At 65.0% G+C, this 12475-nt stretch carries 10 protein-coding genes; 4 read left to right on the forward strand and 6 right to left on the reverse strand.

The genetic code is table 11. The annotated features are described in order from the left end of the window. Window positions 1-42 precede the first annotated feature (42 nt). The gene (locus HDE76_RS04230; RefSeq protein WP_184505586.1) at window positions 43-1575 is read left to right on the forward strand and encodes a DNA-3-methyladenine glycosylase 2; all 1533 of its coding nucleotides are present in this window, start codon (window positions 43-45) and stop codon (window positions 1573-1575) included. Continuing rightward, window positions 1572-2102, forward strand: coding sequence for a methylated-DNA--[protein]-cysteine S-methyltransferase (locus HDE76_RS04235; RefSeq protein ID WP_184505588.1), 531 nt, complete (start codon window positions 1572-1574; stop codon window positions 2100-2102). Before HDE76_RS04230 ends, HDE76_RS04235 begins: the two co-directional genes overlap by 4 nt. 45 nt (window positions 2103-2147) lie before the next feature. Here HDE76_RS04235 and HDE76_RS04240 read toward each other — a convergent pair whose 3' ends face one another. After that, window positions 2148-2681 (reverse strand): hypothetical protein, encoded by a 534-nt coding sequence (locus tag HDE76_RS04240; RefSeq protein WP_184505590.1) that lies wholly within the window; start codon window positions 2679-2681, stop codon window positions 2148-2150. Between the two features lie 49 nt (window positions 2682-2730). On the opposite strand from HDE76_RS04240, the gene HDE76_RS04245 reads away from it, so the two are divergent. Together HDE76_RS04245 and HDE76_RS04250 are read left to right on the forward strand one after the other, a co-directional pair. Further along, window positions 2731-3999 carry an ectonucleotide pyrophosphatase/phosphodiesterase gene (locus tag HDE76_RS04245; RefSeq protein WP_184505592.1) on the forward strand — a complete coding sequence of 423 codons (1269 nt, stop codon included), beginning with the start codon at window positions 2731-2733 and terminating at the stop codon, window positions 3997-3999. 7 nt (window positions 4000-4006) lie between these two features. Next, window positions 4007-4915, forward strand: coding sequence for a LysR family transcriptional regulator (locus HDE76_RS04250; RefSeq protein ID WP_184505594.1), 909 nt, complete (start codon window positions 4007-4009; stop codon window positions 4913-4915). Here HDE76_RS04250 and HDE76_RS04255 read toward each other — a convergent pair. The 5 genes from HDE76_RS04255 to HDE76_RS04275 all read right to left on the reverse strand — a co-directional run bounded on the left by HDE76_RS04255 (window position 4912) and on the right by HDE76_RS04275 (window position 12309). Then, window positions 4912-5295, reverse strand: a complete 384-nt coding sequence (locus tag HDE76_RS04255; protein ID WP_184505596.1) for a VOC family protein — start codon at window positions 5293-5295, stop codon at window positions 4912-4914. The genes HDE76_RS04250 and HDE76_RS04255 overlap by 4 nt on opposite strands. Next, window positions 5292-6572 (reverse strand): MFS transporter, encoded by a 1281-nt coding sequence (locus HDE76_RS04260; protein ID WP_184505598.1) that lies wholly within the window; start codon window positions 6570-6572, stop codon window positions 5292-5294. Before HDE76_RS04260 ends, HDE76_RS04255 begins: the two co-directional genes overlap by 4 nt. Before the next feature lie 149 nt (window positions 6573-6721). After that, window positions 6722-7885 (reverse strand): AAA family ATPase, encoded by a 1164-nt coding sequence (locus tag HDE76_RS04265; RefSeq protein ID WP_184505600.1) that lies wholly within the window; start codon window positions 7883-7885, stop codon window positions 6722-6724. Window positions 7886-8101: 216 nt separating this feature from the next. Continuing rightward, entirely contained in the window at window positions 8102-11215 is a 3114-nt protein-coding gene (locus HDE76_RS04270; RefSeq protein ID WP_184505602.1) for a glycoside hydrolase domain-containing protein, read from the reverse strand. A gap of 92 nt (window positions 11216-11307) precedes the next feature. Further along, entirely contained in the window at window positions 11308-12309 is a 1002-nt protein-coding gene (locus tag HDE76_RS04275; protein WP_184505604.1) for a multidrug resistance efflux transporter family protein, read from the reverse strand. Between the last annotated feature and the right edge of the window lie 166 nt (window positions 12310-12475).

A 12475-nucleotide genomic window follows, 5' to 3' on the forward strand; every position in this document is an offset into this window, starting at 1 on the left:
AAACGGCGAGTTGGGCCGCTGTGCCGGTGCTAGCCTGCACGCATGTCCGAACCCGCCGCCACCCTGCCCGACACCCAGATCTGCGAAAACGCGCGGCTCAGCCGCGACGCGCGCTTCGACGGGCTGTTTTTTACTGCGGTCAGCAGCACCGGTATTTACTGCCGCCCGGTATGCCCGGCGCCGGTGCCGAAGCGCGAGAACGTCCGCTATTTCGCCAACGCCGCCAGCGCAGAAGCGGCCGGCTATCGACCGTGCCTGCGCTGCCGGCCGGAGCTGGCGCCGGGCAACGCGCTCTGGCAGCGCGGCGATCATGTGGTGGCGCGCGCGCTGAAGCTGATCGAGGGCGGCGCGCTGGAGGATCAGTCGCTGGAGCAGCTCGCCGCGCGACTGGCGATCGGCGCACGGCAGCTGCGGCGGCTGTTTGTCGAACGCGTGGGCGCGCCGCCGATCAGCGTGCATACGACGCGCCGCCTGCTGTTCGCCAAGCAGCTGCTGACCGAAACGGCGCTGCCGGTGACGGAAGTGGCGCTGGCCTCGGGCTTTCGCAGCCTGCGCCGGTTCAACGACGCGTTTGCCCAGGCGAACCGGATCGCGCCGCGCGAGCTGCGGCGTCATCCGCGCGCCACCGGCGACGCGGCGCTGGCACTGCGGCTGGGTTATCGGCCGCCGTACGACTTCGAAGCCTTGCTGGCGTTTCTGCGCGGCCGCGCGCTGCCCGGCGTGGAGCGGGTCGACGAGCACAGCTATGCGCGCGTGTTCGGCCCCAGCGACTCGCCGGGCTGGCTACGGCTGAGCGCGTGGCCGGACGGCGAGCACGCGCTGCGGCTGCAGTTGCACTGCCCGCAGCCTTCACAGCTGCTCGGCGTGGTGACGACGCTGCGGCGCATGTTCGACCTGGATGCGAACCCGCAGGCGATCGCCGATACGTTTCATCATGACGCGGTGCTGGGTCCGCTGATCGCCAAACGACCGGGCCTGCGCCTGCCCGGCGGCTGGGACGGCTTCGAGATTGCAGTGCGCGCGATTCTCGGCCAGCAGATCAGCGTGGCTGCGGCGCGCACGCTGGCCACGCGCATCGTGCAGCGTTACGGCGAGCCGCTGCCCATTGTCGGGGTGCCGGGGCTGGAGCGTTTGTTTCCCACTGCCGCCGCTCTCGCCGAGGCCGATCTGCGCGAGATCGGCGTGACCACCGCGCGCGCGGCGACAATTCGCGGTGTAGCGCAGGCGTTGCTGGATGGCCGCGTGGATTTTCGCGCGGAGCAGACGCTGGAGGCCTTTGTCGAGCGCTGGATCGCGCTGCCCGGCATCGGCGAATGGACGGCGCATTACATCGCCATGCGTGCGCTGAGCGAACCGGATGCGTTTCCCGCGGCGGATCTTATTTTGCGACGCGAGGCGGCCATGGACGACGTGCCGTTGACGACGAAAGCGTTGAACGCACGCGCCGAGGCGTGGCGACCGTGGCGTGCCTATGCCGTGATGCATCTGTGGCGCGGCGCATCGGACAACGTACCCAATCTCAAACAGACGTCTGCCAAACAGACCACCGACAAGCCGACGAGGGCGACGCGATGAGCAAGCCGAGCGAAACGATTTACTACGACGATATGCCAAGCCCGATCGGCTTGCTGCGCCTGGTGGCGGATAGGCACGGCCTGCGTGAGGTGCGTTTTGCCGAACCGCGCCATCCGCGTTCCACGCCGGCCGATTGGGTTCGGGCGAGCGAGCCGCTGGCGTTTGCGCGTGTGCAGCTGGAGGAATATTTTGCCGGCGAACGCGTGGCCTTCGATCTGCCATTGCATCCGCTGGGCACGCCGTTTCAGCTGAGCGTGTGGCGCGAGCTGGCGCGTATTCCCTATGCCGCCACCGCCAGCTATGGCGATATCGCCAAACGCATCGACAATCCGGCCGCTGTTCGCGCGGTGGGCTCTGCGAACGGGCAGAACCCCATTCCGATCATCGTGCCCTGCCATCGCGTGATCGGCAGTAACGGCAGCCTCACCGGCTTCGGTGGCGGCCTGCCGACCAAGCAGTTTCTACTGGCATTGGAACAGCGGATCGCCGGGCGCGATCTGTTTACCGCGAGCGGCTCTGGCAAGTAGCGCGACGGCTCGTCGCCCGCCACGCCATCTTGTACACAGCTACAGCTATCGACCGCCGCCGGCGGGCTTGGCGGGCGATGGCGTCACCGGTACAACCACTTGGCCCGGCGGCGGCGTAGCGTTGTAACGGTCGATAATGCTTTGCTGGCGCGCGCGATCGATGCGCTGCTGAGCAGCGTTGGCCTGATCCATCTGCTGCTGCATCGGCTGCTGCGTCTGCGGGTTATTGGCGTACGGGCGCATCACGTTCTGGCCCAGCGCCTGATGATTCTGCTGCTCGACCTGCGCCTGCTGCAGTTGGCTGCGCACCTGGGCCTGCTGCATCTTCTGCTGAAGCTGCGCGTTGGCCGACGGCTGCACAATCACCGCGCGAGGTGCCGCCACGGGTGCAGGCTTCACCGGCGGCGGCGTTGCCGGCGCAGGCGTGGTCGCAGCGGCCGCACCAGTGGTCACCGCCAGCCATAAGGCCGCCGGTAAAACACGCAAGCGCGCGGCGCGTTTTCTTGCGGCAGGCGCAACGGCGCAGGCGTGTGGTGAGTGGACAACCACGTCGGCGGGAATCTGAGATGTATTCGTCATGGCGGTGCGCGATCATGGGGGATGGTGAGAACATCTTGAGAGCCTCTGCATGAAGATCCTGTTGCGCCCTTTGTTAATTTTACTGGCGGCATTCAGCACCGGTTGCGCCACGCCGCCGCGCACCGATGCCACCGCTCACTCGCCGGCGCCGCTGCTGCTCATTTCCATCGATGCCTATCGCGCCGATTACATCGACCGCGGGCTGAGCCCGACGCTGGCGATGCTGGCCAAGGACGGCGTGCATGCCGACGCGATGCAGCCCTCGTTCCCGTCGCTGACCTTTCCCAACCACTACACCCTCGTGACCGGCCTGCGCCCGGATCACCACGGCATCGTCAACAACACGATGGTCGATCCCACGCTGGGCAAGTTTTCGCTGAGCAACCGCCACGCGGTGAGCGACGGCCGCTGGTGGAACGAAGCCACGCCGATCTGGGAAACCGCCGAGGCGCACGGCCTGCGCACCGCCACGATGTTCTGGCCCGGCTCCGAAGCCACTATCCACGGCCGTCATCCGGATAAGTGGAAGCCGTTCGATGGCGCCGTGACGGCGAATGCCCGCGTCGATCAGGTACTGGCCTGGCTGAACGAACCGGCGGACCGGCGGCCGACCTTTGTCACGTTGTATTTCGATGCGGTGGATCATGCCGGCCACACCTATGGCCCGGACTCGCCGCAGGTCGACGATGCGCTGCGTACCACCGACGCGGCGCTCGCGCGGCTGGTGCAAGGACTGAAGCAGGATGGCCTGTTCGACACGATGAATATCATCATCGTGGCCGATCACGGCATGGCCAGCGTGCCGCTGGCGAACAACGTGATGATCGACAAGCTGATTCCGATCGACACGGTGCAGACGGTGAGCATGGGCGTTCTGGCCGGCTTCAATCCGACATCGGACACGCCCGATGCGCGCCGCGACTTTGGCATGGTCGAACACACGCTGGAACAGCCGCAGCAGCACATGCGCTGCTGGGACAAGACGCGCGTGCCGAAGCGGCTGGACTACGGCAGCAATCCGCGCGTGCCGCAGCTGCTGTGCCTGGCCGACGTCGGCTGGCGCATCACCACCACCGAATACGCCGCCAGCCATGCCGGCCATATCAGCATCGGCGAACACGGTTACGACAATGCCGACCCGCGGATGCAGGCGGTGTTTGTGGCGCACGGCCCGGGCTTTCTCAGTGGCGTGAAAGTGCCCGCGTTCCCGAATGTGGACGTCTATCCGCTGATGACGCATCTGCTGCAAATTCCGGCCGCGCCGAACGACGGCGACTACGATGCGGTGAAAGGCATGCTGAAACCGGACGCCCGTTGAAGCGGGCATGAGCATCGAGCTGCGCCATCTGCGCTATTTTCTCGCCGTGGCCGACGAGCTGCACTTTGGCCGCGCGGCGGAACGATTGGGCATGTCGCAGCCGCCGCTCAGCCAGCAGATACGCCAGCTCGAGGAGCGGGTCGGCGCGCGACTGTTCACGCGCACCAACCGCCGCGTCACGCTGACCGATGCCGGCACGCTTTTTCTGGTCGAGGCGCAGGACATTCTGGCCCGCGTCGATCACGCGATCGCGCTGGCACAGCGCGCGCAGCGCGGTGAAGTCGGCGAGCTGCGCATCGGCTTTACCCGCTCCACGCCGCTGTCCGGGCATATCCCGCGCGCGATCTTCGCGTTCCGCCAGGCCGCGCCGTCGGTACAACTGCAATTGCAGGAAATGAATTCGCTGACCCAGATCGACGCCCTGCTCGACCGCCGGCTGCAGGTCGGCATCGTGCGCGGCAACGTGCTGCCGGACACGCTGGTGTCGAAGCGGCTGTTTCGCGATCCGCTGGTGGCCGTGCTGCGCGAAGATCATCCCGCGATGGCCCGACTCGGCAAAAGCCGCCGGCTGCGTATCGAATGGCTGGCGCAGGAATCGTTCGTGCTGTTCGGCCGATCCGCCGGTGCCGGCATTCACGACCACGTGATCGCGCTATGCCGCCACGCGGGCTTTACCCCGCGCGTGGTGCAGGACGCACATGAGGCCTCGACCATCGTCGGGCTGGTGGCGGCGGGGCTCGGCGTATCGATATTGCCGGCGTCGTGCGAACACATCGGCGTGGCCGGCGTGGCGTACGTGCCGCTGGCCGATCCGGCGGCGATGTCGGAGATTCACGTGGTGCATCAGCGCGACGAGCGCTCGCCGCTGGTCGCACGCTTCGTACGCCTGCTGCTGACGCACGTGCGCGAGAGTTAGCTCGGATAGTTGCTGACTTCGATCAGGTTGCGATCGGGGTCGCGGAAATACACCGACAGAATCGGCCCCTGCGCGCCGGTGCGCTGCACCGGGCCTTCCAGCACGGCCACATGGCAACGTTGCAGATGCGCGATGACCTCGTCCACCGGCACCTGCGTGATAAAGCACACGTCGATCGCACCGGGCGTGGGCGTTTCCGCCTTGGGCTCGAACTCGTGCCCGCGCTGATGCAGGTTGAGCTTCTGCACCCCGAAGGCCAGCGCCTTGCGGCCTTCGCCGAAGGTGATCGTCCGCATGCCGAGCACGCGTTCGTAAAAGGCGCAGGTCGCGTCGATATCGGCGACGGTAAGCACGAGGTGATCGAGTGCGTCGATCTTCATGGCATGGCTCCCTTGGTCATGGGTGTGGGCGGCGTGGCCACGTTGACGAGCGGCGGCAGGCCATACAGCTTCCACGCGATCAACAGGCCGGCCAGCACCAGCGCACCGACGAACGCCGCCACGCTGGGCCAGCCGCCGGCGGCATAGAACAGGCCGCCGCTGGCACCGGCGATGCTCGACCCCATGTAATAACTGAAGAGATACATCGACGACGCCTGCGCCTTGGCGTTGCCGGCGCGGCGGCCGACCCAGCTGCTGACGATGGAATGCCCGCCGAAAAAGCCGAAGGTGATCGCCACGATACCGAGCATGATCAGCCACAGCGACGACAGCAAAGTCAGGCCGATACCTGACAGCATCAGGGCGAAGGCCGTCCACAGCACTTTGCGCCGCCCCAGTCGGCCGGCGAGGCTGCCCATCCAGGCCGAGCTGAAGGTGCCGATCAGATAAATGCCGAAGATCAGCCCGACCACCGCCTGGCTGAGATTGAACGGCGGCGCCAGCAGGCGATAGCCGAGGTAGTTGTAGACCGTGACAAACGCACCGAGCAGCAGAAAGCCTTCCAGAAAAAGCCACGGCAGGCCGGGATCGCGAAACATCCGCGCGAAGCTATCGAGCAAGGCGCGTGCGCGCAGCGGCTGCGGCACGAAGTGGCGCGTGGCCGGCAGCGCGCGCCAAAAGATCAGCCCGCAGACCAGGCCGATCACCCCGACCACGCTGACGCCGATATGCCAGCCGAAGAAATCCGACAGCACGCCGGTGATCAGCCGCCCGCCCATGCCGCCGACCGCGCTGCCGCTGATATACAGCCCCATGCCCAGGCCGATCGATTCCGGGTGCATCTCTTCACTGAGATACGTCATCGCCACCGCGGGCAGCCCGCTGAGCGTGACGCCGAGCAAGGTGCGAACCAGCAGCAGCGCCGTCCAGCTCGGCATCCACGCCGAAATCAGCACCAGCACCGCCGACACCAGCAGCGACACCACCATCACCGATTTGCGGCCCACGGCATCGGACACCGCGCCGGCAAACAGCATCATCACCGCCAGCACGCCGGTGGTCAGCGACAGCGACAAGGCGCTGGTGGCGGCGTTCACGTGGTAGTCGCGAGTGAATTCCGGCATCAGCGGCTGCACGCAGTACAGCAGCCCAAACGTGGCGAAGCCGGCGGCGAACAGCGCCAGGTTGGTGCGCCGAAACGCCGGCGTTCCGTGCCGAATCCAGTCTGGCTCGATCGCCGACTCGATCGTGGCTTCGATCTCCCGCAGACGTTCCATGGCGATGCTCCGATCAGGCGACGATAGGCCGGGATGGCGCAAGATTAGTCCATCGCATCCAGACGATCGATCAGGCAAAACGTCCGCTTTGAGAGGTTTGGCGTATCGATACAGACCATGGCATCACCCGCGAAGTGCCGCCTTTCACCTCAGCGCTCGGGCCAGTACCACGCGGGCTCGTCGAGCTGACCTTGGCCGATGATGCGGGTCTGGCTGAGGTCTTTTTCAAGCGCCACCGTATGGCAGTCAGGCACGCTTTCAAGCGCCGCGATAAGGCGAGGCGCATGGGAGACCACCCAGAGCTGGCTGCGCTTCGACGCCTTCACTATCAGCCGCGCCAGCGCAGGCAGCAGATCGGGATGAAGGCTGGTTTCCGGCTCGTTCAAGACCATCAACGGCGGTGGCCTTGGGGTATGCAAGGCCGCAATCCACAACAGGTAGCGCAGCGTGCCATCGGACAGTTCGGCCGAGGACAGCGGCCGCAGCAGACCATGCTGACGAAACATCAGGCCGAAGCGGTCGTCGCTGGTCGTCACGCTGACGCAGGCGCCGGGAAACGCATCGTCGACCGCTTCATCGAGCGCCTGCACATCGCCGATTTCGCGAATGGTCTGCCAGGCAGCGGCAAGATCGCGGCCATCGTGACTCAGCACCGGCGTACGCGTACCCAGTTGCGACCAGCGTGCCGGAGCGTCCATGTCGGACCGAAAATGATCGTAAAACCGCCAGCCGCGTATCGATTCGCGCAGCGCCATCACCTCCGGCGCGCGCTCGGGGTCGGCGATCTGGGTAAACATGCTTTCATAGGCACTCAGATGCTCGGCGACGACACGCCAGCTGCGGCCATCGCGCACGCGCACCATTGGCCCACGGCGGTCGACCAGCACGTTCGACGAACGCAGAAACGGACCCGCCCAGATCGCTTCGCGCTTGATTTCGGGGTCGAGCGAAAACGCCGATGGCGGAATAGGTGGCGGCATGCCGAGATCGATCGCATAGCCAAAGTCTTCGCTTGCAAAACCCAGCTTGAGCGCAACCGGCTCCGTGCGCTTAGTACCTTGAATCGGTATCTCGCCCGTCTGCATGCGACGCGTGATCTTTTCCGGGCCTGCCCACAGCGTCGAGGAAAGACCGCCTTCGCGGGCCAGCGCATTCACCACGCCGCCATTGGCGGTCTCCGCCAGCAGGCGCAAGGCGCGATACAGATTCGACTTGCCGCTGCCGTTGGCGCCGGTGACGAGGTTCAGCCGTCCGAGCGGCAGCGTCAGCGATCGCAGCGAACGATAGTTGGCTATGGCCAGCGTGCTGAGCATGGATGCAATCCTTCCGTGGGTCGGTGCAGACGTTTTAGCATCTCGATCGCTTGAACGCAGCAGCGGTCACGATCGGTCAATCGGCGCCGCGCAAGACAGTCTCGCCGACACGTTGAAAGGCAGCGGAGCGGCTTTGGTCGGTTGGGGAGAGCGCAGCGATGCCCAACAGCATGCCGACGAAATTCTTTCTATTCGCGGCATCCGTAACTCAAAAAACTACTCCAGTATCAGCAACCACCCCTTGCCCGGTTCGACCGGAATCGCATCGCCAGGCTTGAATTGCGCCGCCGTCTGAAATCCATCGACCGCTGGCGCCGCCAACGTAGCCTTGTGCGGATCGATACCCAGCGCCTTCCAGTCGATCGCCAGCGTGACGTCGGTTTTCCGCGGCGCCCACGAGGCGATCGCGATCAGCGTTTTACCGTGACGCACGTAGCTGGTCGCCAGCACATCGTCGCGGCCGGTTTTTACGGGCGCATCGTGGACCCACCAGCCGATCATCTGCGCCTGTTCGATGCCGAAGCGGTCCCACAGCGTCCACAGCGGTCGTGGATCGCTGCCCGCGGACCAGCCCAGTCGGCTGGTCATGCCGAACAGCATGCCGCGCCAGGGGTTGCCGTCGTTCTGCAGCATCTCGCCCATCAGGCCGTAGGGGATGCCGGAGATTTCGGTGAGCCAGTAGCCGGGCGAGGTTTTCTCGTAGTCGAACTCCTCGCCGAACCACAGCCGGTCGATATACGGGAACAGCTCCATGTAAAGCAGCGCGCTGTTGATATAGCCGTCGCGCGCGTCGAACTGGCTGGCCGAGTGCAGGTCGATCAGCGGATGTGGTCGACGCGCCTGCAGCACCTTGCGCACGCGCTTCATCGTCGTACGGTCGTAGGCCACGTCGTCGAGATACAGGCCGTCGATACCGACGTTGCGCGCCAGCCAGTCCAGCCCTTCGATGTAATAGTTGTTCCAACGGCTCTGGCCGGAATCGATCACTGCCGCATCGCGATTTTCCGGCACGTGCCAGGCGGCGATGTAGTCGCCGTCGAGATGCTCCTGCAGCCAGGAGAAACCGCCGCCCTTGCCGCCGCTGATGATTTCGTGGCCGAGCGACTGCAGCATCGGCAGCTCGGGCGCCCGATCGGACAGCTCGCGGATGGTGTCGTAGATCTTCACTTCCATGCCGCGCCGATGCGCCGCGTCGACATACGCACGCATCGCGCCGGCTTCGAGAAACGGATAGTTGATCCACGGATTGATCGGCGTGGCGTGATGGATATTCACTACGTTCGCGCCGTCGGCCTTGATCGTAGCCAGGTCGTCGTACTTGTGGAAATAGCGCTCGGCGAAATGTTCGGCGGGGTCGATCGTCTTGAACGGCGTCACGCGCATGACGAGGTTGAAGTGCAGCGTCTGGCCGGCGGTCATGCTGCGGGGGCCGCTGAATGCCGAAACTTGATAGTTTTCTTGGTAGCGCACGAGCCGGATGCCTCCGTGACTCTCGTTACCCCACGAGGTCGGCATCTGCAGCGGCTGTTGGTGATAGAAGTTGGTATTGAGCGGCCGCCGGTAATTTTCATCGCGCAGATGAAATTCCAGCCCGGCGTTCACGGCACCGATCCACGCGCCGTCCTGATTGTTTTGGACGTTCCACTTCCAGTCGAACTCTCTCGGCGCTTCGCTACCCTGCCGGCCCAGACCAAGTTCGTACTGCGCAACCTCATGATGCAGCGGAATTTCCAGAGCGATGTTTTGGATCGCCGTCGCATCGACGGCCGTGACGGCGATGTCGTAACTCAAGGTGCCGTCCGCTTCCAGCGTGCCGCGCAGATCAGCCTTCAGTAAGCCAAGCTTTTCCGAAACCGTCCAGTGAACCTTGCCGGGGCCGTCGCGCACGACGGATGGCGGGGACTTGGAGGCATCTTCTATCAACGCATCTGGGTTCGACAGCCGATCAAACAGTGCATCGAGAGATTGACGAGCCATCTTTTTCGACGCCGGCCTATGGACCATCTCTGCAGGAGACAGATCATGCTCGCCTGTCGCGTCTTTCAGCGTCAGAGTGATGGGCGCAACAAAAAAAGGCTTCGGCTTCTGCGTCAACCCCGTCATGCGCTCACTGAAGTGGCTGGTGATCTGCCCAGGCAAACCGCTATCGGCCAATCGGATCTCACGCCCAAGTATCCCCAGCCGCCCACCGTTGACGGTAATCGCCGTGAACGGCTTGACCAGCGAGTCGTCCTGCGCGATGCGCGAATCGAGCCAGCGCAGCCGCGTCAGTTTCGAGGGATCGTCGTCGCCGTGCGCGACCGCGTTGTCGGCCGTCACGGTGATCGCCAGCGGCACGGTTTGCGGCGGCACGCCGTCGGCGCGTACGGTCAGCTCGCCGCGATACACGCCCGGCTTGGCATCGGCGGGGATATCCAGCCCCATCCACAGCGGCTGCACCCGTTCTTTGCCGACATCCACGCGCGCCGTGAACGTTTGGCCGGCGTAGTCGACACCGCCCAGGTTGAAACAAGTCAGCGCGGCGGCGGGAAGGATCGCGCCGTCCGGGCCGCGCAGATCGGCCAGCGTTACTTTCACGTCGCCGACCGCCTCGTGCGGCGCCCACAAGCCGACCTGAAAACTCAGGTATTCGCCGCGCTGTGCCGTATCGGTCAATGACCCGCCCGCACCGCGGACGGCCCAGCGCTCGGGCAGCTGATCGAACATGCGTACTGGATGCGCGCGTGTTTCGGGAAACAGCAGCAGCGATAGCCCGGTGTTGGCCGCCAGCAGACGCTGCAGCGCCTGTGGCGTAGCCGTGCGCTCCATGTCGGTATAGGCGTCGAAATCGTCGACCGCTTCGTCGCGCAGCACCTGCGCCTGCGGTAGATGCTTCCAGGCCGCCGCATCGCTGCCGACATGTTTTGCCCACGTGGGATCCGCGCCGTCTTTCGGCGTCGCGTAGGTCACCGTCGGATAGTTGCTGCGCCCGTTGCTGAGATAGGGCTGGTAGTAGATGGCGTAGACGCCGGGCTGCTTCGCTGCGAATACCAGCTCGCCGGAGGCCTGGTCGATGACGCCACGCAGCACGTTGTCGACAACGCTACCGTCTGGCGCGGTAACGATGATGGCTACCCGATCTGGATACTTATCGCGGCGTCGCCATGGAATGACCACATGCACTGCGTCGGCCGCTTTGGCCACCTGCACCAGATAGCGATGATTGCCGAAGGTCGAGGCGTTCCAGCGCAGCGCGGGCATGGATGCAGGCGTCTGGGCATCGCAAGCTGCCGTGGCCGACACGCCGAGCATTGCACACGCCATCAACCATGCCACATGCCGCTTGCTCATCGTGTCTCCAGACGCCGCCCCAGATCAGCGCACAGGTGTAACGGCTGCCTTTGGATCGCGCAAGCCAACCGACGCCACATGCCTTCGGCGAATCAGGCGCCGCGATCGCTGCGTAAGGCGCGCAGCGCGTCATCGTCTCCCGCCGAATCCTTGCCGCTGACCCAGCTGAAAAGACCGATGCCGATCACGATCGCCAGCGCACCGAAGGCGGCGTAGCCATGCGGCCACGCCTCGCCGAGAAACAGCACGCCGAGCAAGGTGGCGAACAGCAGCTCGGCTGCCTGCATCGCCTCTACTGCGGCCAGCGCGGTCGGCTCGCTGCGGACCAGATCTGTCGCGCGAAAAAACAGCACGGTGGCGATCGTGCCCGACGACAGCGCCACGCCGGCGGCCAGCAGCATTTCGCGTGGGCTCGGCGGGCCGATCGTGCACCAGGCGATCGCCGCAAACAGCAGCCACAGCGGCCAGCTGCACAGCGTCATGCCGAATACCCGCTGCACGGCGGAGATATGGCTGGCCCCCTGCTTCGGGCTGGTTTTCTCAAGGTGCAGCAGAAGGCCGCGATTGCCCAATGGATACGCGAAGGCCGCCAGCGCCACCGCCGCGATGGCCAGCCAGTCGCCCACCGACAGCCGGCCCTGCGCATGGCCCCATTGCAGGGTGAATACGCCGGCGACAATGAGTACGCCGATGCCCAGGCTGCGCCACGCCAGCCGGCGGCGCTCGTCGCGGTACAGCAGCGGGGCCAGCAGCGGCCCGGCCAACACGGTGATCTGGAAGCTGCCGGCAATCAGCCAGGACGGCCCGCTGCTCGCCGCCCAGGTCAAAGGAATGCCGAACAACACAAAGCCCACGCTGCTCCACAGCAGCCACGATCGCGGATAGCGCCGAAGCTCCTGCGGCAACGCGCCCAAACCGCCCTGCCACGGAATCACCAGTGCCAACAGCGGCAGCGTGAACAGATAACGCAGAATCACCGCCCACTGCCAATGCCCACCGCCTGTCACCAAGCTGCGGTTGAGTACATAGGTGAGCGTAAAGAACAGCGCGGAACATAGCGCCAGACCGACGGCTTTGAGCGAGGACGAGCGCATGACATGACCGAAACGGATCGAGGCGTCAGTGTGCCATAGCAGGCGTCGGCCAGTCGCTGTCCGCTTTACCGATGCGGCATCAGCCTGGGCAGCCGTATTGCCGGTTTATACGGGGTAAATCACAGACGTCTAAACGTCCATTCATTTCATCGAAAGATGATTTTTC

Source organism: Rhodanobacter sp. ANJX3 (genome assembly GCF_014200755.1).
In the GTDB taxonomy this organism is placed as follows: domain Bacteria; phylum Pseudomonadota; class Gammaproteobacteria; order Xanthomonadales; family Rhodanobacteraceae; genus Rhodanobacter.

What these genes read in the sequence shown, in the direction of transcription:
- HDE76_RS04265 (WP_184505600.1), bottom strand. Translation starts at nt 7,885, where the DNA reads ATGCTCAGCACGCTGGCCATAGCCAACTATCGTTCGCTGCGATCGCTG.
- HDE76_RS04230 (WP_184505586.1), top strand. Translation starts at nt 43, where the DNA reads ATGTCCGAACCCGCCGCCACCCTGCCCGACACCCAGATCTGCGAAAAC.
- HDE76_RS04245 (WP_184505592.1), top strand. Translation starts at nt 2,731, where the DNA reads ATGAAGATCCTGTTGCGCCCTTTGTTAATTTTACTGGCGGCATTCAGC.
- HDE76_RS04250 (WP_184505594.1), top strand. Translation starts at nt 4,007, where the DNA reads ATGAGCATCGAGCTGCGCCATCTGCGCTATTTTCTCGCCGTGGCCGAC.
- HDE76_RS04255 (WP_184505596.1), bottom strand. Translation starts at nt 5,295, where the DNA reads ATGAAGATCGACGCACTCGATCACCTCGTGCTTACCGTCGCCGATATC.
- HDE76_RS04270 (WP_184505602.1), bottom strand. Translation starts at nt 11,215, where the DNA reads ATGAGCAAGCGGCATGTGGCATGGTTGATGGCGTGTGCAATGCTCGGC.
- HDE76_RS04240 (WP_184505590.1), bottom strand. Translation starts at nt 2,681, where the DNA reads ATGACGAATACATCTCAGATTCCCGCCGACGTGGTTGTCCACTCACCA.
- HDE76_RS04260 (WP_184505598.1), bottom strand. Translation starts at nt 6,572, where the DNA reads ATGGAACGTCTGCGGGAGATCGAAGCCACGATCGAGTCGGCGATCGAG.
- HDE76_RS04275 (WP_184505604.1), bottom strand. Translation starts at nt 12,309, where the DNA reads ATGCGCTCGTCCTCGCTCAAAGCCGTCGGTCTGGCGCTATGTTCCGCG.
- HDE76_RS04235 (WP_184505588.1), top strand. Translation starts at nt 1,572, where the DNA reads ATGAGCAAGCCGAGCGAAACGATTTACTACGACGATATGCCAAGCCCG.